26 protein-coding genes are annotated in these 24,510 nt (G+C 36.6%); 10 read left to right on the forward strand and 16 right to left on the reverse strand.

Annotation, left to right across the window (positions count from 1 at the left end):
* Positions 1–2: 2 nt before the first annotated feature.
* Genes H7A25_01355 through rpmH form a run of 7 tightly spaced genes read right to left on the reverse strand, consistent with a single transcriptional unit; the run spans position 3 to position 4,984 of the window.
* Positions 3–263: a hypothetical protein gene (locus H7A25_01355; GenBank protein MCP5498522.1), complete on the reverse strand. Its 261-nt coding sequence runs from the start codon at positions 261–263 to the stop codon at positions 3–5.
* Positions 260–1,642, reverse strand: a complete 1,383-nt coding sequence (gene mnmE / locus H7A25_01360; protein ID MCP5498523.1) for a tRNA uridine-5-carboxymethylaminomethyl(34) synthesis GTPase MnmE — start codon at positions 1,640–1,642, stop codon at positions 260–262. Before mnmE ends, H7A25_01355 begins: the two co-directional genes overlap by 4 nt.
* Positions 1,643–1,648: 6 nt before the next feature.
* Positions 1,649–2,350 (reverse strand): KH domain-containing protein, encoded by a 702-nt coding sequence (locus H7A25_01365; protein ID MCP5498524.1) that lies wholly within the window; start codon positions 2,348–2,350, stop codon positions 1,649–1,651.
* A 47-nt stretch (positions 2,351–2,397) separates the two neighbouring features.
* Entirely contained in the window at positions 2,398–4,254 is a 1,857-nt protein-coding gene (yidC, locus tag H7A25_01370; GenBank protein ID MCP5498525.1) for a membrane protein insertase YidC, read from the reverse strand.
* 8 nt (positions 4,255–4,262) lie between these two features.
* On the reverse strand, positions 4,263–4,493 hold the full coding sequence (yidD, locus tag H7A25_01375) for a membrane protein insertion efficiency factor YidD (GenBank protein MCP5498526.1): 231 nt from the start codon (positions 4,491–4,493) through the stop codon (positions 4,263–4,265).
* Complete coding sequence (rnpA, locus tag H7A25_01380) at positions 4,490–4,819, reverse strand: ribonuclease P protein component (GenBank protein ID MCP5498527.1); 330 nt, start codon at positions 4,817–4,819, stop codon at positions 4,490–4,492. Before rnpA ends, yidD begins: the two co-directional genes overlap by 4 nt.
* Before the next feature lie 6 nt (positions 4,820–4,825).
* Positions 4,826–4,984, reverse strand: coding sequence for a 50S ribosomal protein L34 (rpmH, locus tag H7A25_01385; protein ID MCP5498528.1), 159 nt, complete (start codon positions 4,982–4,984; stop codon positions 4,826–4,828).
* Between the two features lie 201 nt (positions 4,985–5,185).
* On the opposite strand from rpmH, the gene H7A25_01390 reads away from it, so the two are divergent.
* The 5 genes from H7A25_01390 (at position 5,186) to H7A25_01410 (ending at position 9,531) form a co-directional block, all read left to right on the forward strand.
* Positions 5,186–6,367, forward strand: coding sequence for a MaoC family dehydratase N-terminal domain-containing protein (locus H7A25_01390; protein ID MCP5498529.1), 1,182 nt, complete (start codon positions 5,186–5,188; stop codon positions 6,365–6,367).
* A 221-nt stretch (positions 6,368–6,588) separates the two neighbouring features.
* Positions 6,589–7,467, forward strand: a complete 879-nt coding sequence (locus tag H7A25_01395) for a lysophospholipase (protein MCP5498530.1) — start codon at positions 6,589–6,591, stop codon at positions 7,465–7,467.
* 64 nt (positions 7,468–7,531) lie between these two features.
* Positions 7,532–8,224, forward strand: coding sequence for a hypothetical protein (locus tag H7A25_01400; protein ID MCP5498531.1), 693 nt, complete (start codon positions 7,532–7,534; stop codon positions 8,222–8,224).
* Between the two features lie 68 nt (positions 8,225–8,292).
* The gene (gene ygiD, locus H7A25_01405) at positions 8,293–9,072 is read left to right on the forward strand and encodes a 4,5-DOPA dioxygenase extradiol (protein MCP5498532.1); all 780 of its coding nucleotides are present in this window, start codon (positions 8,293–8,295) and stop codon (positions 9,070–9,072) included.
* 15 nt (positions 9,073–9,087) lie between these two features.
* A complete protein-coding gene (locus H7A25_01410) occupies positions 9,088–9,531 on the forward strand; it encodes a peroxiredoxin (GenBank protein ID MCP5498533.1) in 444 nt (147 codons plus the stop codon).
* A 253-nt stretch (positions 9,532–9,784) separates the two neighbouring features.
* Here H7A25_01410 and H7A25_01415 read toward each other — a convergent pair whose 3' ends face one another.
* Positions 9,785–11,098, reverse strand: coding sequence for a transposase (locus H7A25_01415; GenBank protein MCP5498534.1), 1,314 nt, complete (start codon positions 11,096–11,098; stop codon positions 9,785–9,787).
* A gap of 175 nt (positions 11,099–11,273) precedes the next feature.
* On the opposite strand from H7A25_01415, the gene H7A25_01420 reads away from it, so the two are divergent.
* A complete protein-coding gene (locus H7A25_01420; protein ID MCP5498535.1) occupies positions 11,274–11,900 on the forward strand; it encodes a FecR domain-containing protein in 627 nt (208 codons plus the stop codon).
* Positions 11,901–11,996: 96 nt separating this feature from the next.
* Here H7A25_01420 and H7A25_01425 read toward each other — a convergent pair whose 3' ends face one another.
* The 5 genes from H7A25_01425 to H7A25_01445 form a co-directional block, all read right to left on the reverse strand.
* A complete protein-coding gene (locus tag H7A25_01425) occupies positions 11,997–13,031 on the reverse strand; it encodes an adenylate/guanylate cyclase domain-containing protein (GenBank protein MCP5498536.1) in 1,035 nt (344 codons plus the stop codon).
* Between the two features lie 134 nt (positions 13,032–13,165).
* Entirely contained in the window at positions 13,166–15,283 is a 2,118-nt protein-coding gene (locus H7A25_01430) for an SBBP repeat-containing protein (protein MCP5498537.1), read from the reverse strand.
* An 11-nt stretch (positions 15,284–15,294) separates the two neighbouring features.
* Positions 15,295–16,473, reverse strand: coding sequence for a hypothetical protein (locus tag H7A25_01435; GenBank protein ID MCP5498538.1), 1,179 nt, complete (start codon positions 16,471–16,473; stop codon positions 15,295–15,297).
* A 112-nt stretch (positions 16,474–16,585) separates the two neighbouring features.
* Entirely contained in the window at positions 16,586–17,224 is a 639-nt protein-coding gene (locus H7A25_01440; GenBank protein ID MCP5498539.1) for a response regulator transcription factor, read from the reverse strand.
* A 7-nt stretch (positions 17,225–17,231) separates the two neighbouring features.
* Positions 17,232–17,855: a response regulator transcription factor gene (locus tag H7A25_01445; GenBank protein MCP5498540.1), complete on the reverse strand. Its 624-nt coding sequence runs from the start codon at positions 17,853–17,855 to the stop codon at positions 17,232–17,234.
* A gap of 252 nt (positions 17,856–18,107) precedes the next feature.
* Here H7A25_01445 and H7A25_01450 point away from each other — a divergent pair, with 252 nt between their 5' ends.
* Entirely contained in the window at positions 18,108–19,118 is a 1,011-nt protein-coding gene (locus tag H7A25_01450; GenBank protein ID MCP5498541.1) for a M48 family metalloprotease, read from the forward strand.
* A 36-nt stretch (positions 19,119–19,154) separates the two neighbouring features.
* Here the strand turns inward: H7A25_01450 and H7A25_01455 are convergent, their stop codons facing one another.
* Positions 19,155–19,712, reverse strand: a complete 558-nt coding sequence (locus H7A25_01455) for a hypothetical protein (GenBank protein ID MCP5498542.1) — start codon at positions 19,710–19,712, stop codon at positions 19,155–19,157.
* A gap of 64 nt (positions 19,713–19,776) precedes the next feature.
* Here H7A25_01455 and H7A25_01460 point away from each other — a divergent pair, with 64 nt between their 5' ends.
* On the forward strand, positions 19,777–20,715 hold the full coding sequence (locus H7A25_01460) for a bifunctional riboflavin kinase/FAD synthetase (GenBank protein MCP5498543.1): 939 nt from the start codon (positions 19,777–19,779) through the stop codon (positions 20,713–20,715).
* A gap of 246 nt (positions 20,716–20,961) precedes the next feature.
* On the opposite strand, the gene H7A25_01465 is transcribed toward H7A25_01460, so the two are convergent.
* Positions 20,962–21,366: a hypothetical protein gene (locus H7A25_01465; protein ID MCP5498544.1), complete on the reverse strand. Its 405-nt coding sequence runs from the start codon at positions 21,364–21,366 to the stop codon at positions 20,962–20,964.
* A complete protein-coding gene (locus H7A25_01470; GenBank protein ID MCP5498545.1) occupies positions 21,356–21,547 on the reverse strand; it encodes a hypothetical protein in 192 nt (63 codons plus the stop codon). The genes H7A25_01465 and H7A25_01470 overlap by 11 nt, the downstream gene beginning before the upstream one ends.
* A gap of 278 nt (positions 21,548–21,825) precedes the next feature.
* Here H7A25_01470 and H7A25_01475 point away from each other — a divergent pair, with 278 nt between their 5' ends.
* On the forward strand, positions 21,826–23,505 hold the full coding sequence (locus H7A25_01475) for a mechanosensitive ion channel family protein (protein MCP5498546.1): 1,680 nt from the start codon (positions 21,826–21,828) through the stop codon (positions 23,503–23,505).
* Positions 23,506–23,671: 166 nt separating this feature from the next.
* Positions 23,672–24,496, forward strand: coding sequence for a hypothetical protein (locus tag H7A25_01480; protein MCP5498547.1), 825 nt, complete (start codon positions 23,672–23,674; stop codon positions 24,494–24,496).
* Positions 24,497–24,510 lie beyond the last annotated feature (14 nt).

A 24,510-nucleotide genomic window follows, 5' to 3' on the forward strand; every position in this document is an offset into this window, starting at 1 on the left:
TATTATAATTCTAAAAGTCCTTTTTCGATTTGTTTTATGAGCTCGGCTGCTTTCGTGAGACTGTCTTCATTTTTAATCTGGAGGAGTTTTATATCACGTATGACAGTTTTCGTTTCTTCGGGAATATCCATATTGCCCAGGTGCTCAAACCTGTCCAGATATCCTTCTATAGAAATATCAATATTTTTCAGCCTTTCCTTATCAAAGCTATCACTAAGGGAATCTTTAAAGAGTTCGATCTTCTTTTTATTGGTATCTTTCATTTACCCACACAAAACCTGCTAAATATTCTGCCCAGCACTTCCTCAGTCTCTACCTTTCCGGTTACTTCACCGATTTCTCGAAGAGTCTCGTTTATTTCCAATATATAAATCTCAGGAGGAGCATTCTCTTCCATTAGAGAAGCTGCTTTTTCCAGGAAGCCCCTAATCTTCTCAAAATGATGCCGGTTTCTATCTTCTAGAAGAACATATTCTCCATCCGAAGTTTCCACCTGCTTAACTTTTTCGAGAATAATACGGTTTAATTCATCGATTCCCTGGCCTGTTTTTGAAGAAGTCTCGCATATTTTTATTGTAGTATCAGTACAAAATAAATTCAAAGTATTTTTCCAGGAATTATGCTGTATATCGATTTTATTTGCAACCAGAATACTTCCGGTAATTTTTTGCCGGTTTTTTTCTAAAAACTCCTGAACCCCTATTTCCTCAGAAGTATCCAGGAGAAATAGACGAACATCAGCTGTCTCGAACTCTTTTTCACTTCTTTCTATTCCCTTTTTTTCCAGTTCATCTTCTGTTTCCCGTATTCCCGCTGTATCTACAAGTTGTATGGGAAAACCTTCCAGTAGCAGGGACTCTGAAAGGTAGTCACGGGTGGTTCCGGGAATATGGGAAGTAATGGCTCTTTCTTTTCCTAAAATCGCGTTTAAAAGGCTGGATTTGCCTGTATTTGGCGCACCGTAGAGAACAATTTTCGTGTGCTGAATGACCGTATTGGCTCTTTCTGAACTCTTTAATACCTTACGAACCAATTCTAAAAGACTTCGTAAACGTTTTTTTCTTTCTTCAAAAGATTCAAAAGTTAAATCTTCCGTAGAAAAATCAAGTTCAGCCTCACACTCTGCTTTCAGATTGATTAACTCGCTGCGAAGCCTGGAACTCAGGCGATGAATTTCACCGAAAACGTTTTTACGAGCTAATTCGAGTTCAAATCTTGAACGGGCCGAAACCAGCCTTCCTATGGACTCAGCAGCGGTAAGATCCAGTTTTCCATTCAAAACCGCCCGTTTACTGAATTCTCCCCTTTCTGCCGGCCTGGCTCCTTCTCTAAATAAGAGGGAAAGAACCTCGCTTAAAAGAATCGGGTTCCCGTGAAGGTGAAGTTCGGCTATATCCTCGCCGGTATAGGAAGCAGGTGAGGAAAAAAAAAGGCATAAAACCTGATCAACATGTTTCTCTGCATCAAACAAATCACAGAGTATAGCTTTTCGAGAATGAGTAATAAAATAAGAAGGAGGAAGAGGCTGGTTATTTTTTTTTAGAATTTTAGAACAAATTTCAGAACTTCGGCTCCCGGAAAGCCGAATGATGCCTATAGCTCCGGGAGTGTGTGCTGTAGAGACGGCAGCAATGGTATCCATGCTGGTTTAATCAAGCTCATCCGAACCAGAATCAGATTTATCAGGGTCTACATCCGGATACTTATGCCTGTCTTTCATAGGGATTACCCTGACACGCTTATAGGTTCCGGTTCCATCGCTGCGGGTAAAAACACGGTCGTCTTTTTGAAGGGCCATGTGGATAATTCTTCTTTCGTAAGGATTCATAGGCTCTAAAAGTCTGGCCTTTCCTGTTTTAGCTACGGCGGAAGCGGTAGATTTTCCCATACGGATCAAGGCCATTTCTCTCTTTTCTCTATAGTCAGCTATATCAATTACGATTTTCCGGTTGGCTCTTTTTTCAGCGTCTACCATCAGGTTTACGAGAAATTGAAGGGCATCCAGAGTGGTTCCTCTTTTACCTATCAAAAGACCTGAATCTTCGCTTTCTAATTCTACGTAAATTTTTCCTTCTACATCACCCATTCCTACCACACGGGCTTCGATTCCCATCTTTTTCAGAATAGTCTGAACGACTCCATGGATGATTTTTTCTATCGGTATATCAGTCCTGGCAGGGTAAGCCCGAACTACAGCCGGCTTTCGGGCTGTAAGACCTAAAAAACCAAACCGGGGTGATTCCACCGTTACAAATTTCAGGTCGGAGGCATCCAGCCTGAGGGTATTCAAAGCATTTTGCTCGGCCTCAGACCTTGTTTTTCCTTCCGATTCAAAAATGTAGTTTAACATTATGATTCTCCAGAATATAATTTCGAAACATTGAACTACGGTCAGCCTTACTGGCTTACCATAACTTTTATTTTCGGCCCCTTACCGAATTTATTGGTATAAACCTGTTGAACAATAGAGAGAACATTCTGGATTGTCCAATACAAAGTGACCCCGGATGGCATAGTCCAGAAGAAATATAGCATAATCAAGGGCATGAAATACATCATCATCTTCTGGTTCGGATCAGATGATACCGAAGTCATACTGGTTTGCACCACCTGGGTTCCCACCATAATCAGGGGTAATACGTTAATATTAATTGTCATTCCTAATAATTTAGGAATTGTAAAAACAGTATCCGGCTCACTCAGGTCGTTTACCCAGAGAAATGATTCTTTCCAGAGATCAATTGTATCACTAAAGGCCGTATACAGGGCTATGAAGATAGGGATCTGGATAAGCATGGGCAAACAGCCCCCCATGGGGTTTGCATTATTACGCTTGTAAAGCTCCATAATTTTCTGCTGCTTGAGCTGGGGATCTTTTTCATATTTTTGGTTGATTTCATCTATCTGGGGCTTTAGTTCCTGCATTTTTTTCATGCTTTCCGCCTGTTTCTGGTTCAGGGGATAAAATGCGACTTTAAATAAAATTCCAAAAAGAATGATACACCAGCCAAAATTCGGAATGAGAAAATACATTTTTTTAAGTAACCAGACAATCCCGTTTCGGAAAGGAGTTGTAAGACCCTGGTTGAAGGACTTGTCCAGCTTATCAGAAAGACCGTGAAAAGGACTGTCCTTTTTAATGGGCTGAAAAGCTTCATTACGGAAGGTCATCGCATCCATTTCCCTGATTCCAACATAGGCAGCGAAATCAAAAACCTTTTCCTCACCAGAATTAAGACTCAGAGGCTCGTAATGAGCGAGGATTCCAGTCTGGTTTCCATCTCTCTTATCGAGTAAGGCTCCGCTCGGTTTGTGGTTTAAGGGGTTCAGAGCAGCTACAAAATAACGACTACCGGTGCCAAAAAATTCCAGACCATTCGCATTTTTGATAATATCAAAACGGGGATCTGTATTTTTTTTGTTTCCTCCGAAAAGAGAACTGAAAAAACCATCCGTAGATTTTCCATCAACGCTGTCTTCAAAGTCTCCATCCATGTAATAGAAACGGAAAAAATGCATTTTGTGTCTGTCATCGAGTTCATCATAATTATCCACAGGACCGAGACTTCCAAAAGATCTCAGAAAAATAGGATGAGAGCTTACCTCTACCTTTTCTGTGGAGTTATTTCTGAGTTTTAGTTTAAATTTAAAGTAATTTTCTTTTTCAAAGAACTGGAATTCTTTCTTTATGAGAAATTTCCCATCCAGAGAAACTGCATCGAAACTTAAGAGCAGCTTTTCTTTATCAAAATTAGATGAGAAGTTAACCTGGTTATAAGGAGAAAGCGGAATCGAGTCCATTTTCTCGATAATATTAAAATCAAAACCTCGATTCCGGCTGATTTCAATGGCCTTATATTTCTTGTCCTGAAAGGTAATTTCATCTTCTTTCTTTTTGATAATTTTTACTTCATTTCCATCCAGGCCGGGATAGTTCTTCACATAAAACTTCTCAATTTTCCCACCCATAGAAGAAAATTCTATGAGATAAGAAGAAGTAATCACATGATATTTGGAAACTTCTTTCGGTCTTTCTATACCCGGAAGTTCGACTGGTTTCGAGGATTCAGAAGGTTTCTCTACAGTGGAAGGTTCTTTTGTTTTATCCTCTGCACTTTTATTCTGAGTAGTGGTGCTGTTTGGAGTCTTTCCGGTTTGAGGTTCTTCCTTGGGAGCAATAAAGAGATTGATTCCATACCAGGTTACGAAAGTTAAAAAAATTACAATAAAAAGCCTATTCTGTCTGTCTTCCATTCAAATACTCAACCTTTTTTCTTGGGATTTTCCGGGATTGGGTCATGATAACCCTCGGATAGAGGGTTACATCTTGCTATTCTTTTTATGCTGAGATAAAAGGCATAAAAAAAGTTAAAATTTTGAAATGCCTGCGTTGCATACTCTGAACAACTGGGGTAGAAACGACAGGCACCGGGTAATAGGGGAGAAAGAAACTTCTTGTAGAGACCGATGATAAAAATTGCCACTCTATTCATTTGTCTATTTTCTGGAGCAATTCTTTGAGTTGCCGGATACGTTCAAAAAAAAGTTTTTCGGTAAACAAATACGAAGCGATAATCGCTATATCAAAGCCGGGTGATACAGAGGATTCAAGCTCTCTTATGCAGGCCCTAAGAACCCTTTTTACCCTGTTTCTCCTTACAGCTGTGCGGGCTGTTCTATCCGAACAATAAAGAAAACGGGTTATGGAAACCCCATTTTTCAAGTAAAAAATTCTGAGTGGATAACTGCTGAGCTTTTTTCCTTTTTTAAAAACAGCCTGGATTTCTTTTTTGGAACGTAGAGTATTGTCTCCGGTCAAAAAGTTTTATTTTTTATCGGTTCTTTCGTCAGAAACGGTCAGTTTATAACGCCCTTTTGCTCTTCTTCTGGAAATGACATTTCTGCCTCCCTGAGTAGCCATCCTACTGCGAAAACCGTGAGTTCTTTTTCTCTTTATTTTACTCGGTTGGTATGTCCTTTTCATAACTCTTGTCCTGTATAATCAGAAAATAATTGCGTAATACGACTGGTACAAGTTATTTATGGGCCTTTTAGCGTCAAGTCGAAAATGGAAGAAAGTTTAGGAGTTAAATATCAGCTTCTTTCCGGACTTTTATCTGAAAAAAAAAGTTTTCCTTCTGGGCTTACAGCTTCATATTGTCTTAAAAAATATCAGGGAATTTGCATGAAGAAAATAGAATTCAATCCTTTTGCCGAACTCGCTCCCAATACGGCGAGTGAAAACTTCGAAGTTAAGAAAAACACCTATGGAAGGTACTTAGACGAATTTAAAGTAGGGGAAATTTTTGTTCATCCAAGAGCCTTTACCGTAGACAGGTCATTTGCCCAGGAATTTGCTACGACTTTCATGGATGCAAACCCTCTTTTCCTGTCCGCACCCTATGCTCAGGCACACGGATTCAAAGATATGCTGGTTTCTCCCATGCTGGTGTTTAATCTTGCCCTTTCTCTCGGAGTCCAGAATAATTCAGAAAAAGCGGTTGCGAATCTTGGATATTATAATGTCCAGTTTTTAAAGCCTGTGTATCCGGGAGATACACTCTCTTCCCGCACAAAAGTATTAGATATTGCAGATAAAGGAAAAGATAAACCCGGTATTGCTCACGTTCGTACCCTTTGCTTTAATCAGAATGATGAAGTCGTACTGCAATATGAAAGAAAAATTATGATAAACTTTGCTAATGGTAAAGTAAGCGGACCTTCCAAACCGGGAAGCACTACTGCCAACTTCCCCGAAAAAACAAGTCCCCAAATTGAACTTCCAGAATTAAAGTATCCATCGGCTTTCCGGGATGTAACCTGGGAAAATAGCTATTTTGAGTCCTTTAAAGCCGGACAGGTCTACATACACGCAAATGGTAGAACTATCAGTGATGAGCATATTCCCTGGACATACCGTGTGGGAAACACTCACCCTCTTCACTATGACAGGTTATATTCGATGGGACTTTCCGGCCCCATGAGTGGTGAGCCTATCGTATACGGTGGCTTAGTATTTGCCTGGTTAATCGGTCTTGCTTCCCGTGATATTTCAGAAAATATGCTCTGGGATCTGGGTTATACCGAAGGCTATCATACACAGCCGGCTATCAGCGGTGATACGGTTACCTGTATTTCGCGCATCCTCAGCACTGAAGATGTAGGGGGTAAATACGGAATCCCTGCCGGAGAAGTTCAAATACAGTTTATCGGCTTGAAAAACATAAAGGCCAAAGAAGCTTTTGAAAAATTTGGTGCCGAATTGTTCATCAAGGAAGGCGATAAAAGAAAATTGGGTAAAGAAAAGCTACCCGAAAAGATTTTTGAAATCGAAAGAAAACTTGTTATCAAGAAAAAACCCCAATAACTAAAAAAACCGACTGGATAAAATCGTAAAAGTCGCGTATTGCAAAGTAATATACAGATGAGTACAATGGTTGCTCATCTGTATATGGAATTCATGGGATATCTAATATAGCAGCATTTTTAACTCTATACCCGGATTTTCTCCGGATCTGTTTTCTACTTGACCCCGGATTAGTGAAAGAATTTGCTTAACTAAGAACAAGAATCTCTGGAGGATCAGTAGTGAGCTATACAAACGAACAGAAAAGTTTCATATCTTTCCGTAATAACCTGAAAATTTTTTACCAATCCTGGAAAAAAACGGATGCAAAACGAGTTCTCGTAATCCAACACGGCTTTGGAGAGCATAGTGATCGCTATAAAAACCTCCTTGATAAACTGAAAGATTCGGATTTTAATATTTATGCACTCGATTCGAGAGGGCATGGCCGCTCTGAAGGAATCCGCGGGCATGTAGAGCAGTTTCAATACTATGTGGATGACCTTTCTCATCTCATTCATATTGCCCAGGAAGAGAACAATACAAAAAAAATATTTCTCCTGGGTCACTCTCTTGGTGGTGTAATTGCCTTACAATATTCCCTTGAGTTAAATAATCAGGATTATCTCCATGCCCTGCTATTAAGTGCCCCCGGGCTAAAAGTCAAGATGGACCTGGAAAAAGAAGTTAAAAAAATTGCCGCTCGTTACCTCGCGGTACTTATGCCCGATTTTGTCCTGGATGCCAATCTCGATGTAAATTTTTTAAGTCACGATAAAGCGGTTATCGATGCTTACAATAAGGACCCCCTGGTTCACGGCAAAATTTCCTTCCAGATGGCCAATAACCTTTTCCATCTCTCTCATGCCCTGTATAAAAAGGCACACAGGCTTACAGCACCTGTTTTTCTTATGCATGGTGATGCTGACGGTATTGTGGATGTTAGAGGAAGCATTGAATTAGAAAAAGCCTTGAGTAGCGCACAGGTCAGTTTAAAAGTTTATCCCGGTCTTTACCATGAAATGATGAACGAACCTCCGGAAAGTCGCGAGAAAGTATTGGATGATTTAAAATATTTTATAGATTCGATTGTCCCGGAATCAAAACCTGTATCTTCATAAGAAAAGGGAAAAAAACAGTTTATTAATAGAGAAAGATTCATAAGCTGATCCGGAAGGATTGTTTATGAATCTTAAAAATTTATTCCTATTTCTTACGTTTTTCTTTTCCATATTATACGCCTCTGATACCTACAGGCTGGAAGTCAAAGGTTTCGGAAGGGCTTCAGAAGATGCCATTCGTTTAAAGACCTATCTGGGCAAGAAATTAAGCTGTACGGAAGCTGCTCGCTTAAATGCTCTGCAAAATAGTTCTATAGATGGTAATATACTCTTGCAGGGTTCTCCTGAGTCCCCCGAAATTCAGTTCAGTACGGCAGGAAAACTTCCCCCTTTTTCTCTTCTTTCCTGCAGGAGTGTGAAAAATGATTACGAAGAATGTATCTGTAAGTTAAAAATTAAGAAAGATCCTCCTTTAAAAACAACTCGGGTTACAAGTCGGGGAGAGGGCTGGATCGATGAAGACAACTATGAAACCCTTTCCGAAGGTAGGGCATCATCTAAAGCTATAGAAAAAGAAAGTCCCGCTATGAAAGAGACTACCTGTGTGGAGGCTGCCCGCTTAAGTGCTGTAGGAAAAATGTTTTCTGACATAGCCCGTGAAAAAGGTATTCGACACTATAATATCCGAATACAATCTCCCCAGATCTGGCTAAAATCCTGTGAATCCACCGATAATGAATTTGCAAAATGTAGATGTAAAGTTATGTTATACGCAAAAGGTCTGAAAGATAGAGTAGAAAAGGCAATGGAAGAATAATTCTAAAAATCCTTATGATTCCATTTTTTCTGGTAGTCATATAAATTCTCTTCGGAAAAATTTGTCTTATGAAAGAAAAGTCCCTTCAAACCGCTCTTTTTATAGGTCATGGTTCTCCAATGAACATAATTGAGGAGAATGGTTTTACAAAAACTTTAAAAGAGTTTCGTAATAAACTTACAAAACCTGATGCCATCTTGATTATCTCAGCCCACTGGCTTACGGAGGGGACTTTTATAACTGCACAGGAACATCCACAGCAGATTTATGATTTCTTTGGTTTTCCTCCTGAACTTTACCAGATAAAATATGAGCCCCCGGGGAAATCGGAACTCGCAAAGATTATTTCTTTCGAAATTCCGGAAATTAAACCTCACATGCAGTGGGGTTTAGATCATGGTTCCTGGTCTGTTCTGCATAATTTATTTCCGGAAGCTGAGATTCCGGTTTTACAGCTAAGCATTGACTACACCTGGCCTGAACGCTACCACTACGAATTGGGAAAGAAGCTTCGTTTTTTAAGAGAACGTAATATCCTGGTAATAGGAAGTGGAAATGTGGTTCATAATCTACAAAAAGTTGACATGAAACAGGTAAATGCAGAACCCTGCGCCTGGGCTGTTGAGTTTGATTCCTGGGTGAAAGATAATTTAGATAAGAAGAACGATGTGCAACTCTGTCAGTACTATAAGAAGTCTGATATAGCCACCCGGCTTTCCGTTCCCACACCGGAACATTATCTTCCCATGATCTACATTCTTGGAATGAGAATGGAAGACGAAACCGTAAAATATATATATGAGGGTTTTCAAAACCGTTCGATTTCAATGAGAAGCTTTTACTATTAATAATAAGGAACGAAGATGAGTTTATTACAAAAAGAAGCACCTGTATTTTCTTTGCCGGATTCAGAAGGAAGCCTTGTTTCTCTATCTGATTACAGAGGTTCCAGGGTTTTACTTGTTTTTTATCCAGGAGACGATACACCTGTTTGTACCAAACAACTCTGCTCTTATAGCAGTGGTTTTGAAGAATTTCAGGGACTTGGGGTAAAGCTTCTGGGAATAAATATGGATTCAGTCGAGTCTCACAAAAAATTTAAGGCCAAGTATAAACTCCCTTTTCCCTTATTAAGTGATGAAAAAGGAGATGTATGCAAAGCCTATGATGCCAAAGGTCTTTTAGGTACCAAAAGAGCTACCTACCTTATCGATGAAAACGGTAAAATTATTTTTGAAAATGTTGTTCTACCTATGTTTTTCAAAGATAAGGAAGACATCATTGGTGAGATAAAAAAAATATTATAATCGGAGTACTAACTATGAAAAAATCTACTATTACAATTTTTCTTCTTACTTTTTTCTCAGCAATTCCCGCTTTAGAGTACAAGGCTTCTTTAAGCCTGTTTTTTAATCCATAACTTCCGGATTTCCTTCGAGGAAAAGAACCCAAAATACTTATGTATAGTAAAAATTGAGCTAAAATCATAGTAAAATTAGTACAAGGAAAAATGAATGAATAGCTCCTTCAGAAAATTTTTCACTGTTTTTAAAAATCTCGCTATGATGAATTTTCTCCTATAGAAATATTTGCTTTAAATCCATAAGCAATAGCCTGGAATAGTTGCTCCATAGATGAAAATTCAAATATTTCAAACAAGTTTCTTATCTTTTGCCAGAACAATCTTTTTGCATGAAAAGTTCCAAGTGCTTTTCGAAATAATGCACAGCTTGATTGTTGGATCTGATCTACAAGAAAAGCAAGTATCATAAGAGTTGCAAAGTTATTAGACAAATTCTTACTGCCATGTCCATAATTGTGTTCAAAGTGATAACCCTGATTTTTCAGAGTATTGAAGGTTTCATTTTCTATCTTCCATCGTGCTCTCGCGATTCGCATCAATTCATAAGCATTTTCTTTTGTAATTTCAATATCTGTAACCCAGCTAAAAGCAATCATATGCTCTTTTTTATCAACCTGCTTATACTCAAGAACATTGACTTTGAGTTCTGAAGTCTCATTTAAAGAAATTTGGTTTGTAAAAGAAAAGTAATGAGAAAATCTATCTTTCTCTATACAGAATTGCTCTGTCTTTTTTAATTCCTGTAGCTTATCAAGTTGATTGTAAAGGTGTTTGTGATTTTTTTCTTTTGCACCTATGATAAAGGATAGATTCTTCTCTTTCAGTAATTCAATGTGGGGAGCATTTGAAAACAGAGAATCCTCTACAAATATTGTTTTTAAATGAGGATGCTCTCTTCTAAAATCTTCAATAAATCGTTTAGAGGCGTTTAACTCACAGTCATTTTTTGTTTTCCCATCTTCGTTTGTAATAGGTTCAAACATAAGAGGGATAACTTCTTTCTTATCCGGATGCACAATACAGGCACCATACATCATATGCTGGTAGAGAGTTCCACTTTTCTTATTCTTTACAAGACAGGATTTACAATGAATTTTCTCTGAGGAGAAGAATCCGGTTCCGTCTCCGGAAAGAATATAATAATCATCAAGGACACGATAAGATTCGAGAACCTTGCCACGCTGAAGTTTTGAAAAAAGGTTTTTATATATTTTCCTGAAAGCTCCTGTTGAAACTTCATCAACAATTTCTCTCATTTGAGTGTCAGAGGGTATCTCTTGAATCTTGTATATACTTTGAAGATTTTTATTCTTCACTTTTTCTCTTTCAAACTCAAGAAGCGATGCGTTCTTTTGAGAAAAGATAGCAAAGGCTGACATCAAAGCATCTGTTAGGGAAATCGAAGGATTGACTCTGTGGTCCGGGATTTTAGAAAATTCTTCCCGAATTGTTTGATAAAGTCCATCTGCTGATAAATCTACCCGTGCGTGTAACTCGTTTTTGGCTGGCATATAGTCAAAAAGACTATATCCCTGCACAGGTACAAGCGATTTTTGATGAAAAAGTTTACGAAAGCTTTCCCTGTAAACCCAAAAATCTTAGCCTTATCTGCCTGTTACAAGCAAAGCGGGAATTGCTGCTTTTTTCTTTTTCTTATATTGCAATCCTTCAAAAACAAATCAGGCAGTGCCGGTAGCCAAAGTTCTCTTTTTAAATGGAGATGTACAGATTACAAAATCCGATGGAACTACTCATAACGCAAAGCCCGGTGAGTCTCTTGGCACAGGAGACGGTTTGAATACAGGTAAAAAATCTTCTGTGATTCTCAACTTAGGTGCTGAAACCGGTAATATAGAAATCCAATCGGAAAGTAAAATTAGAATCCAAAAGGAAGCCGAGAAGCTTTCCATTTCTATGCTACAGGGGAAAACCTGGTTACAATCCAGTAAACTCAAAAAAGGTGAAGAACTTATCCTGAATACTCCCGTATCGGTAGCCGGGATTCGTGGAACCAAGTTTTACACCATGATAAATGGAGATATGGTATTCACCTGCCACTGTGAAGGTAAAATAGAATATAAAAATATTCAGGACAACAAAACTTTAACTAATGACACCGATTATTTGATTGTTCAAAAGAAAGATAAGGTTGTTATTATATATCCTGCAGATTTGCAAAAAGCAAATATTGGCTTTTCTCATTCCCATTCAGAACTTGAAAATAGCCCTCTGGGAAAACAAGATACGATGTCAGATCCTGATAGAGAAAAAATGTTAAATCTAATCGAAAGTAAGTTTAAAAATATTGAATAAGGAACCGAAGGGTGACGCAACCCAAAGTAATTGTACTGAAAAGGTGTAAACCCGCATCAATTAGTTAATTTATAGAACTAATTAAATTTTCGCTGATTAGAGGCTAAATACTTCAGTTTTACTCGTTTTCCCTCCTGTTATAGGAGCACCAAAAACAGCCATAAATCCATCTCCCAGGAATTTATTAATGATTCCCCGGTTTTGATTGATGCTTTCAATCATAAATTCAAAAAGTAAATTTAGATAGTTAAAAACTTCCTCAGGAGTTCTATGCTCGGAAAATTTTGTAAAATTTCTAATATCTAAAAACATAACACAGACATATTTGTATTCAGAGACCAGAGTCTTTCCGGATTCTAAAATCTCATTTACCACTTCCTGTGATACATGAGAGCCGAAAATTTTTCGTAATTCATTTTTCTGATTCAGTAACTTTATAGAATGTAGAACCCTCTTCTTAATTTGAAGTCCTACGAAACCGGCCATTAAGCCGCTGACGAGAAAAATGAAAGCTCTTTGATAGTATATGGAATTTATATAATGAATCTTATCTGAAACGGTAGGTGCTATAGTAATCCAAACTAAAAAGAAGTAATGTAAGCTCGCAAAAATTCCTGTAAAAAAGGAGATAAAAAAATCTAATCGAAGCGTGGATAAAATAATAAAAATAAAATAAAGATAAGTGGGAGGAGTTGCCAATAAATATTCAGCAGGATAAATATTTTTTAAAGAGATTACGATCAGTGTGGGAAACGAAATCTCGAGAAGAGTGTTCATAATCCGTCCGAATAGGGGAATCGGTTTTTGAATTCTTTGAAAATGTTTGTAAAGAAAAGTTATACCAAATTCATAGAATGAGTAGAGCAGAAGAATAAGGAAAACTTTCCATTGAACTTGTTCTGTTTTGATACTCTGAAGTTCTTCTGGATTAAATAGGAAAAAAAATTTAACCAGGAAGATTAAAAAGGCTAAACAGATTAGCAATAAAACTAAATATGCTCTCTGAGTTTCACTTTTGAGAATTTCAATCTGAAAGTTATAGTCAAATTCTTCCTGAAAGCGAGTGTGAATTCTATCAAAAAGTTTATTTTGGGAAAAGAAAGAATTCGATTTATTTTTAGTGGTTTTCATAATCTTTAATAACCATCACTAAAATTTTCATGGAAATCTAAAAGAACAATTTTAGATTTCGATTTAAAATAAAACTCCTTTTTAATACATGTTAGTTGGTGTAATATAGAATTCTGATTATGAAAAATAGGATTTTACTTAAATTTAATTAAATCAGAATAAGTATCCTTACCTAAATAGTAGATATTACCGGACTTATTTACAAATAATCCTCGATTATAATCATAGGATGCATATGAATTCATCACAGATATTCGTGTCTTCCATTGTGAAACCCCACTGGAATCATACTTAGCAATGTAATTTCCGGTAGAAACATAAACCATGCCTGATAAATCTATACTTATGCTGCATCCTCTAAAATAAGCATTGTAAATTCTTGTCCATTGCCTATTTCCATTACTATCATATTTTGCAACAAATAAACTATCACCAGAATAGGAACTATCTTTTATCTGTCCATTTAAATCTCCACTTGTAGATCCGGTAATATAAATATTGTTATTTGAATCTGAAATTATAGAATATCCCTCCACCCAGGAACTACCAGATAATGACCTTGTCCATTGCTTATTTCCATTTGAATCATACTTTACTATAAACGTATCATGACTGGTCACTGTTAATCCATCTATAGTTGGACCTTCAGAATAACCTGTTATATACACATTTCCTAATGTATCATTAATTATTGATTTTGGATACTGATACGAATCTGTACCTCCCAATAGCCTTGTCCATATTCTATTTCCGTTTAAATCATACTTTGCAATAAATAGATCATAAATTCCCGTTTTTACTTGAGCATCTAAATTACCACTCGTATAGCCTGTGATATAAATATTGCCTGAATTGTCAGAAGATATTCCTGAGCCAAGAGTTGTAGTGTTTGCTACTCCATATAATTTTGTCCAAAGCAGGGTTCCGGTAGAACTATATTTTAAAATAAAAAAATCTTGCTTTCCATTGAGCAATTCTCCATTTATTTCTCCTTTTGTTAGTCCTGTTATATATACATTTCCATTATTATCTGTAACTATTCCAGTTCCTTTAATTGTAAAAGTTTCATTCATTCCGTCGTCCCAGAGCAAAATTCCATCTTTACTATATTTTCCAAATCCAAGGTATCCTCCATTAGATGACAGAACATAAATGTCTTCATCGTTACTGACAGTCATTGCTATTGGTTCAGAACTATTTGTAAATTCTAATTCTGTTTTCCAAAAATATCCATTATAAGCATTTACATAAAAATAACGAGACACTTTATCTATAGAAGATTCGATCTTATACGAAACTTTACTGGTAAAGTTGTTCGCAGTTTGTCCCGATATCTGTGGTATTTGTTCAACTGTAACCTGGTCTAAAGTTGATGTAAATTCTGCAACCAAAGAAGTTTTATCCATTCCAATTCTAAATGGAACTGAAAGATATATAGATTCATTTGTAATCAATGCTTCGTCCGGATAATCTTTAAATTTATATGTAAAACTTACAGCAGGTAATATTAGTGAAGAGTAATTTTTAGTGTAATTTCCTTTAGTTGTTTCTATAAGAACCCGAGCACCTTGTTCATTTACATACATTTTAAGGTCTTCTGGTATTTTAAAATATAAATTCTGTAATTCATTAAAATGACCTCCTGCATTATCAGAGACTGAGCTAGCAATCATCTCAATTCCATTAATAGTAACAGTGTTATTTTCTATATTAGAATCAAAATTCACTCCAGTAATACTGGCAAATTCATTTATCCTTAAATATGGTAATTTCATTTCTGAAGAAATATAAGGTGCTTCATCATATACACGTATATTATATAAATATCCTTCTAATTTTTCTACCTTTAAAAAAAATTCTCCATCAATAGTTGAAGCAAATTTATATAATAAACCACCAGAATTGGAACTATAAGAATTGTTTATATTTACTGAAAAAATTTCTTTTTGAGAATCTCCTTCAATACCTGTAAGTTTTAAACCATAACCTTCTACCATTATATTATAATTTTTGTTTTTTTCAGCCTGGAAAGAATAGTAATTAATGGTTTCATTTACTTGATGATAACTGGGTTTATTATAATCGATTTCAAGTTTAGCAGCGAAGTTATTCCAACTTTGATTATATTCTATAAATTTCATTTCCGCCAAACCTTTCTTCCAATCAGGAATCAAATCATCTACTTTACTTTCACATCCTGATTGAACAAAACCTAATATAACTATAATAATGAAATGTAATAAATTTTTCATGACAGTTCTCCTTAAAAATTCTTATCAATACTAATGGATAAAAAACTAAAAACATCTACAAGATAATCTGTTTTGGTTTTTTCCAGAGGATATATAGTAAAATTTCTATTATCCAGTATACTGGGAGATAATAGAAATTTTTCAGTTGAAATACTACCGGAAATTGTTTCCTGTGTAGAACCCATGGGTTTGTAAATTATAAAATTGCCACCAACACTTTTTCTGTTCTTAAAAGAACGGTAAGATACTACCTGATTATTCAAGGATATCTTAAAAAAGAGTTTTTCTATTATCTCATATTCATATACAACTTCCAGATTAAAACCGTAGCCTATCATATTCTTTTCATGATAATTTACAAAGTTAACCAAACTAAAGTTTTCTATTTTTGCGAAAGACATTTCATTCGAATTATTCTTACCGTTCATAAGAGACAATCCAGCCATAAAGGTAAGTTTATCTTTTTCTGTTATTTTTTGCGACGCTCCGACTCCCCAATAAGGTCCTATAGAATCCATAGACTGATTATCAGCTAAAGTGAAAAAAGGAGGCATTGTAAAAGAAGGAAATCCTGGAAAATTTAAATATAGAACATCGGGTGAAAAATTTTTTAATTTCCAGGAAAAGGTCTGGTACCGCAAACCAAAAAAAAGAAAAGTATGGGTTTTCAATTCCGTATTTTCCTGGATATAGTATTTGAATAGTATGTCCTGATCAAACTTGGAGAATTTATATTTTTTATCGGGACCCAAAAACATAGAAAAACTATCACTGGAACCCGTATAATACCTGGAATAAGGAGTTGTTTCATAAGAATCAACATGCTGGATTTGATAAAAAGAATCCTGCCTGCTGGGTCTGGAGGTAATTCCGCTTATGGAAAATTCAATTTCCCAGCGACTATTTTCAGGTCTGTAGCCAAGAGGAAAACCAAGCATAGCAAAGTTTGCATGTTCTTTATCTTTTTTAAACTTCTGAATGCTTATCGTTCGAGAGTTTTGATCCGAACTAAAAATAAGAGAATCATAAAAATTTTCCTTTTCTAATTTTGCTTTCGTTTTATTGCGATACTTGTTGGCAGCAATTCTCCAATCCGAAAATTTTACTTCCAGTTGGGCATAAGCATTATCAGTCCGGAAAATAAAAAGATAGATAATAATCATTAGACCTATCCAATGTTTCTTTTTCATCTCCATAACCCCATATTCTTTCTTTTAGAATAGGAGTAGTATAGAAAGATTTTAAAACAAAGTCGATTCAATTTTCTTCATGGATATACTACAAAGGGAGTATTTATTTACCTCAATCGATTAAATTGTATTCAGATAATTTATTTATTAATTCAATCTGATTTTTGACTCCAAATTTTTTATAAAGATTGCTTAGCTGTTTTCGGACTGTTTGCTTTGAGGTTCCAAATTTCTGGCTGATTTTATCAATACCATTTCCGAGCATTAATTCTTTTATAATACTCCATTCTCTTTCGGTAAAACATAGGTGTTTTTCATCGGGTTGTTTTAAATTTCGAATATATTCTATGACCCTTTTTGAAGTGTTAGGAGAAAAAACCCCTCCTCCGGAAAGGACGGTGAAAATAATTGAATCAAGCTGTTTTACTTCTTCTTGTAGAACATACCCAATCGCCCCGGAACTTAAAACCTCAGAAATATCTTCAATGGACTCATTAGAAGATATTAGAATAATCTTAATTTCTGGATATTGGCGTTTAATGAGTTTGGTGAGTTCCAGTCCATTCATACCAGAAAGTTCTATCTCTATTAGGAGGAGACTCAAATTTTTCTTATTTCTTTTCCTCCAGAACTCCTCTGCTGAAATCCATTTTTGAAATTTAAATTCAGTAGAATGGAATTCATTAATCTTTTCTTGTTTGAAAGAATAGAAATTTATATCCTGACTGATTATCCCAATATTTTGTGACACAGGAAATTTAGGTCATTCGACAACCTTCCTCCTTCCTGTAGTGATTTATGCGAGAAAATAATTCAAGTCTATTGGATGAATTTGTTTTTTTATAGATACTTTGGATCTGTTTTTTTACGGTAAGTTGTGATATACTTAAAAGCCCGGCTATTTCTTTAACTTTTTTTCCTTTCAGTAAAAGTTCTAAAATTTGGTTTTCGCGTGAACTTAAATGAAAAGGTATCCTTTGAAAATAGCTAAAAATCGAAGATGAAGCAAGAGGGCTGGTTTGGAGTTCACCGGTTATTGTTTTTTTTAACAAGGTTTGGAAATGAGCTTGTTCTTCCTTATAATAAACTGCTAAGGCGCCAGCTTTTAATAATTTTACAACTAACTCGTTATTTTTTATATTTAGAATAATTATAACATTAAAATTAAGAAAAAAACTATCTAATAGGAATTGCAAGAGCTTATCAATATCATCTGCGGAATTAGTAAAAATAATATAAAAAAATTCCTTATTAATCTCATTGAAGAGAGAGTCTATAGAGCTAAAACTAGTAATATTGCTTAAGTTAAAAATATTAGATAATACTTCCAAATCATCAGATTTTTTAGAATAATATCTTATTACAACACTTGAATAACCCATAATAATATAAATTAGGATATTTATTTTCCTTTATCCTAAAGTAAAGTAAAAACACTCTAATAGGTTCTTTTTTGTTATTTTAAAATCATGATATATAGCGGTAACAAATACTAATGGATATAGACAGGATCCTTATATAACAACCCTGGACCCACAGAGGAGAAAAAAATCTTCTTTTCTCCTGAATTCAGGTCTGATACAATGGGAAATAAATTGTTTTATACAAAATAAATAATACAGGGGTTTTTGCTTATGAACTATAAAGAAAAAGCTTTACACGAACTGGAGGTGGTTCTTGCCGATTGGAACTCTACACCGATAGGTAGAAAACACTTTCTGGCTTCGGTTCCACTTTTGCTCTCGGCCTGTTCTTCTGGTGATAAAAAACGCTATAGAGAAGGAGATAATACAGGGCAATACACGGATATTACCGTGGAAGATGAGAAAAATATGGCCCAGGAGTATTTACCCAAGATGCTTGAAGATTATCCTCCGGTTCAAGACAATGATATGCAGGAGTATATCTCCGGTATAGGGCAGAGGATTGTACGGGCCAATGGTCTGCATGGAAAGCCCTATGAATACAACTTCATGGTGGTTGGAACCAAAAACGTAAACGCCTTTGCCCTTCCTGCCGGAACTATTTTTGTCACCGCTCCCCTCATTGCCATGGCGGATTCCGAAGCAGAGCTTGCCGGTGTCATCGGTCATGAAATTGGACACGTTAAGGCCAGACACACTGCCGAAAGAATCTACGAAGCAGATCAAATGACCACAAAAATGTGGAAAAATATCGCAACAGGCAGTGGAATAGGTGCTCTTATAGGTGGTGCTGCCGGTGCTGCAACTGCTTGCAAGGGAAAGAAGGGAAATGACTTTAATAAATGTGTTGCAGCAGCAGCTGCTGCCGGTGCTGCTGTCGGGATTGCTGCTGGCTATCTTATTACCAAATACCAGTTTATGCAAAACTCCCAGGAAGACGAACTCGAAGCTGATAGAATTGGTTTTAGAACCGCAGTAAATGCCGGTTATTCCAAGGCGTATGTAGGAAAATTTTATGAAAAATTATTACAAATGGAAAGCCAGGCCAAGGCCCATAAAAACCCGATAACCAGCAGTCTGGCAGATGCTATGAGTACCCACCCTCCTTCAACCAAAAGAGTGGGAGAAATGAATAAACTTGTAGCAGAAAGCAATAAAAGCGGGGGAGCTGTGTCCAGTTCCGCTTTTGAAAAATTTAGTAGTAAAGCCAGAAGGCTGTAATTGAACTATATAACCTCGGCGCTTTCGGGCGCGGGGTTATTTCTCCCGTTTTAGGGAATAAAACGCATCCCAGACACCCCAGAATCTATCAATGGTATCTTCCGGTATCAGATTTATCTCAATTCTTCCATTCGGAAAATCAGTAGGGCCAAGCTGAATCACTACGGGGTTTTCTTCCTGACTTTCGGAGGAAAAATAAACAACCTGCTTTAACTGATCTCCAACGAAAATTCTGAGTCCTTTCGGATGAATTTCAATCGGGCGTATCGAGCGGTATCGGGTTAAGTCCAGATGAAGATATAAACTTCTTTTCCAGTCGGGATTGGCTGTTAGATAAAACTTGAGGCCCTTAGGAGGTACCATCCGGCAAATTCCGTCTTTCAGTCCGGCTGCCGGATTATCGGGAATCAGGTGCAGAGAGTGATAGTTGGCCCAGCGACGCAGAGCACTGTAGTCGGTATAATCCTCAGCGGAACCGGCTTCTTCTTTTTCTAAGATAGGATTGAAATTCAGACTTTTTTTATATTGATTAATATCATCCGAAAAAACAGGTTTCAAACTGAGAAGAAGTAGGATTATAAAGAAATAGTTCATAGGAGTAAAATAATTACTCCATTGTAGAATTCTGCAAGTAGATAAAAGTCTCTCAGGAAAAAAATTGAAAACAATTCACAACATACAAGACGAATCAGAACTTCCTTTGAATGGCTCCGTGATTACTCTCGGCAATTTTGATGGAATCCACCCCGGTCACGTGGCCCTTTTGAACCGGATAACAGATATTTCTATCGAGAAAAAAATCCCCTCTCTCGTCATCACTTACCATCCCAACCCGGCTCGGGTTCTGGGAAAAAAGCAGAATTTCAAAGACATATTTAGTTTTGATATCAAAAGAAATCTTCTGAATAATTGCGGAATTGATTACTTCTACCCGATTCCATTTACTCCGGAATTTGCCGGTATGAATGCCTATGATTTCTTGCGTGATGTTTTAGTTAAGAAGCTAAAAGCGAGGCATATTGTAATAGGTTTCAATCACTGTTTTGGAAAAGGGCGAGAAGGAAATTTTAGTTTTCTAAAGAAACATAGTCGGGAATTTAACTATGATGTGGAGGAAATTGAGGAAGTTAAATTTGATGGTGAAGTTATATCCAGCTCCCTGATACGTAAAAATATACAGGAAGGTAATATAAAAAAAGCCAATAAGATGTTAGACAGAATCTTTTATCTCAGAGGTACAGTAGGGAGAGGTTTTCAAAGAGGTAAGAAAATTGGCTTTCCTACAGCCAATTTGATTGTAGAATCGGAATACATTATTATTCCAGGAGACGGTGTCTATGCCTGCCTGATAAATATTAATAATAAATTATATAAGGCAATTGTAAATATAGGAAATAATCCTACTTTTGAGAATAGAGAGAAAAGTATTGAAGGCCATGTACTAGGCTATCACGGGGACCTATATGGAAAAGATATTGAATTTCATTTTTTTGAAAAAATACGTGATGAGATGAAATTTAATTCTATCGAAGATCTTATTGAGCAAATTTATAAAGACAGAGAAAGGGCCTATAGTATGCTCGCCGGGATTATATAAAACACGAAAGCAAGCACTTCTTAGAAAGCTCCACCTAACCACATCCCTCTCCGTACTTCGACAGTGGTTGGTGAACGGAGCCGAACCACAGTAACAAGGAAAGGGATAGACCGGCATAGTATCAAAATAGTATAGCCCACCAAATAAGGCCACTAATTTTAAGCGATCAGCTCTTAGATAGTTAAGTATCCCTTTTATAAGAAAAAGCTTATCTATCACAAAAGCTGATCGCTGCCCTTCGACTCTCTACGTTCGTTCAGGGGTCTCATCAGCGCTTGTACTGAGCGAAGGCGTAAGCCTGAGTCGAAGCATAAAAAATTTTTCCAGATAAGCTTCGGGGAGTTCGGTAGCAATAGAAATCGCTTGAATAGATAGATTCATTTTTTTCAAATTTATCGCAGTTCGGAGTTTACTTTTATGTTCAGCTCTTTTTTCACGAATACTCACAAGGCGCTGTGTCTTCTCTATTTCTTGAGTTAGATAGCGTTCCTTTTCGATGCCCTCTTCCTTTCCTTTTTTGAGTCCTTCATCGAAGGCATACTCGATGGTGGCTTCGTGGTCTCTTTCTGTTTTCAGACGCATCTCGTAGTAGTTTCTTGTTTTTCTGTCCAGAGAAATATCCTGAAGGGCTTCAACCGCTTCACGAATCACAGGGTTTTTGATCCGGATTTAGTATTTTTAGCCGGGTGATTTTTTGATTTCCTTCAAAACCCAGAACCGAGTTTAAAAGGTCTGCCAGCAAATGCGGATACTTTATGCAAAATATCTTAAATACAATATCGTTATGTAAGGGTAAAAGCCCGTTCTGTTTTTCCGTATCTTCCTGTTTCATTTTGTGATCTCCTACTATAAAGGGTTTGAAAATGCACAAATGGAACAAAATTTTTCTATGGAACGGGAAGCCAAACTGAATTTTTGGGATACTTTTTTGAACTTTTTTTTTAAAGCCAAAATTTGGCTCCTGGTTGCTGAGCAAGCACAGCGTCCGGCTGAACGGAATTATAAGATCAACTCTTTCCAAGCTATCAAAGAGATAATTCGAAATAGAGTTAATTTTCTAAAGCTTAAAAGTTCTGGACGCATATTTCTTTTTTTTCATAAGGTTTTCTTATGAATACAGCTTGGAATAAATATATTCTCATGTTTTTTTGTTTTCTTTTTCTTATACCGGGTGTGTATGCAGAAGATAAGAAACAAGAAGAAAGACTTATACAGAGATTGGTAGAAGTTAAGACCGACTCTCCACGGGATACAATGAGAACATTCATGACTGCTATGAATGATTATAAAAAAGGGGTGGATTCCGGCGATATCGAACTAAAAGAGAGAATCAAAGTCGCTATACGTTGTCTGGATCTGGAAGATACACCTTACCTCCTTCGCGAAGAGAAAGGTTCTGAAATTGCTATTTTTCTTAAAGAAGTAATCGATAGAGTTATTATCATTAAATATGAATATATCCCTGAAAAACCGGAATCCAACCGCTGGAGGTTACGCAATACAGAAATAACCATTTCTAAAGTAGAAAAAGGAGAGCGTGCCGGAGAGTGGCTGTTTTCCCCTGCAACTACCTATAGAGCCAGGGACTTTTATCAAAAAGTCAAATCGTATCCTTATCTGAAGGGTTCCGGTGCCGGTGCAGCCTATAAAGCTCCCTGGTTAAGACGGATTATTCCTGCCTGGGCCAGAGCGAAAGTTTTGGGTTCTCATATCTGGCAATGGCTCGGAATTTTGATAGCCATTTTACTGGGTTATTTAATTCGTTTACTTATCGGGCTTGCAACTAAATTATTTTTACTTATTGCCAGTAAAACAAATAATGCCTGGGATGATAGGATTGCTTCTGCTATTTCCGGGCCTCTTGGCTATATTGCCGCTGTAGGCTTCTGGTATTTTTGTTTAAAATACTTACAGATTGAAGGCATCTTACTTACTATACTTGATTTCGTATTAAATATCCAGTTGAGCGTATTTGCAATCTGGATGCTTTATAGACTTATGGTGGTATTCTCTGAATTTGTCGAAGTTCGTTATAAAGATGCTGATACACATTTTCGAGCACATCTCCTTCCTCTAATATTAAAAACTGCTAAAGTTTTAGTTGTGATCTTAGGAATACTGGTCAGTATACAGAACATGGGTTATAATGTAATGTCGATTCTTGCCGGTCTGGGAATCGGAGGTCTGGCCTTTGCCCTGGCTGCAAAAGATACCGCTGCCAATCTCTTTGGATCTCTTATGATTTTATTCGATAAACCTTTCAAAGCCGGAGACTGGATTGTTCTTGGTTCTTATGAAGGGGTTGTAGAAGAAATAGGACTACGTTCTACAAGAATTAGAACCTTTTATGATTCAGTTGTATCTATACCCAACTCTGATATGGCAAATACAAGAATCGACAATATGGGATTGAGACAATACAGAAGAATTCTAACAAAAATAGGAATCGAATACGGTACAGCACCAAACACAATCCTCGAATTTGTAAGGGGGATTAAAGAAATCATAGAAAGGGATCCGGAAACCAGAAAGGATAAATTTTATATAAATTTCACTTCCTTCGGGGCCTATAGCCTTGAGATACTGCTTTATTGTTATGTTCAGGTACCGGGTTATGCAGAAGAACTTGTAGCTAAGGAGAGAATCTATTTGGAGATAATTGACCTGGCTGATCGTCTCGGTGTAGGTTTTGCATTTCCTACTCAAACTGTGCACCTTTCCAAAGAAAAGGAAACGGAGAATTTTTCAATTCCGAAAAAAAGAGTAAGTAAAAAACAATCTCGAAGATAATTAAGCTTTGATTACCTTCGGAATAAAATAATTCTTGCGATTTTTTTCCTTAAAACTTTATTCTGAATTTAATAATGTTTAGGGGCCGTTAAAAAGTGGTCGCTGAGTACCATCAAAGCGACTTTTTAGACAGCCCCTTTCCGATATAGATAAAAGAGGATATCTAATGAAAGTATTTTTTACTATTCTGTTTTATGTTTTCTTGACAACTCTGACTATAGGAATAGGAGCAGAAGAAAAAGCAGCTCCCGAAAAGAAAAAAGAAGTAATCGAGGACAAAAAACCTATCTTAGGATACAATGCAAAATTTCGCTCTCTATCATTTTCCTTTGGGAATAGTCTATTTTCTCCGACGGGTTCCCTACTCAGTACCGAGAAAGGCTATGATAGACTTTTAATGCTAAAAGTATTTAATGGAAATATTGCGAATAGTGTATATGGCTCCGGAGCCTTTTATCACCAGCCCAATTATGAGGGCGCAGGGCCCGTGAATATTCTATACGAAATGGGCTATAGTGACAATATCAGCATAGGTGTTAATTTTAGTTACTATTCGATTATTGCAAAAAGGCAGAGGATAGCAAAAGAGCTTCTCGCTTACGGTCAGATAATAACGGCACCCAAGGAAATGTCCATTTACCAGGAATTCAGTCCTGAAGCTGTTGTTACCTATCACTTTTTTACAAATCAGGCTTTAGACCCTTATGTCCGTGGTTCACTTGGCTTAATTTTTGCCGGAGGAGATAGCATTCACAGGGATATTTACGAAAACTATCTAAGGACAAGTGATGACTTAACCAACGGTAGAGGATTTAGTTATGGTTTTGGTGGAGGAGCTAACTATCACTTTAATTCCTATTTGTATACATTCTTTGAAGGAAATTTTAAATTCCGTCATATAATGGCCGATCAATTCTCAACTTACCGAACCCTGAGAAGTTTTACTTTTAATATAGGTGTCGGAATTAATTTTTCTGACGTATATTACTAATTAAGAAGCGAGTG

Source organism: Leptospiraceae bacterium, assembly GCA_024233835.1.
GTDB lineage: Bacteria > Spirochaetota > Leptospiria > Leptospirales > Leptospiraceae > JACKPC01.

Bases quoted from the DNA above. Each gene is read 5' to 3' on its own strand.
- H7A25_01355 (MCP5498522.1), bottom strand. From the start codon at position 263: ATGAAAGATACCAATAAAAAGAAGATCGAACTCTTTAAAGATTCCCTT.
- mnmE (MCP5498523.1), bottom strand. From the start codon at position 1,642: ATGGATACCATTGCTGCCGTCTCTACAGCACACACTCCCGGAGCTATA.
- H7A25_01365 (MCP5498524.1), bottom strand. From the start codon at position 2,350: ATGTTAAACTACATTTTTGAATCGGAAGGAAAAACAAGGTCTGAGGCC.
- yidC (MCP5498525.1), bottom strand. From the start codon at position 4,254: ATGGAAGACAGACAGAATAGGCTTTTTATTGTAATTTTTTTAACTTTC.
- yidD (MCP5498526.1), bottom strand. From the start codon at position 4,493: ATGAATAGAGTGGCAATTTTTATCATCGGTCTCTACAAGAAGTTTCTT.
- rpmH (MCP5498528.1), bottom strand. From the start codon at position 4,984: ATGAAAAGGACATACCAACCGAGTAAAATAAAGAGAAAAAGAACTCAC.
- H7A25_01390 (MCP5498529.1), top strand. From the start codon at position 5,186: ATGAAGAAAATAGAATTCAATCCTTTTGCCGAACTCGCTCCCAATACG.
- H7A25_01400 (MCP5498531.1), top strand. From the start codon at position 7,532: ATGAATCTTAAAAATTTATTCCTATTTCTTACGTTTTTCTTTTCCATA.
- ygiD (MCP5498532.1), top strand. From the start codon at position 8,293: ATGAAAGAAAAGTCCCTTCAAACCGCTCTTTTTATAGGTCATGGTTCT.
- H7A25_01410 (MCP5498533.1), top strand. From the start codon at position 9,088: ATGAGTTTATTACAAAAAGAAGCACCTGTATTTTCTTTGCCGGATTCA.
- H7A25_01415 (MCP5498534.1), bottom strand. From the start codon at position 11,098: ATGCCAGCCAAAAACGAGTTACACGCACGGGTAGATTTATCAGCAGAT.
- H7A25_01425 (MCP5498536.1), bottom strand. From the start codon at position 13,031: ATGAAAACCACTAAAAATAAATCGAATTCTTTCTTTTCCCAAAATAAA.
- H7A25_01430 (MCP5498537.1), bottom strand. From the start codon at position 15,283: ATGAAAAATTTATTACATTTCATTATTATAGTTATATTAGGTTTTGTT.
- H7A25_01435 (MCP5498538.1), bottom strand. From the start codon at position 16,473: ATGAAAAAGAAACATTGGATAGGTCTAATGATTATTATCTATCTTTTT.
- H7A25_01445 (MCP5498540.1), bottom strand. From the start codon at position 17,855: ATGGGTTATTCAAGTGTTGTAATAAGATATTATTCTAAAAAATCTGAT.
- H7A25_01450 (MCP5498541.1), top strand. From the start codon at position 18,108: ATGAACTATAAAGAAAAAGCTTTACACGAACTGGAGGTGGTTCTTGCC.
- H7A25_01455 (MCP5498542.1), bottom strand. From the start codon at position 19,712: ATGAACTATTTCTTTATAATCCTACTTCTTCTCAGTTTGAAACCTGTT.
- H7A25_01470 (MCP5498545.1), bottom strand. From the start codon at position 21,547: ATGAAACAGGAAGATACGGAAAAACAGAACGGGCTTTTACCCTTACAT.
- H7A25_01475 (MCP5498546.1), top strand. From the start codon at position 21,826: ATGAATACAGCTTGGAATAAATATATTCTCATGTTTTTTTGTTTTCTT.
- H7A25_01480 (MCP5498547.1), top strand. From the start codon at position 23,672: ATGAAAGTATTTTTTACTATTCTGTTTTATGTTTTCTTGACAACTCTG.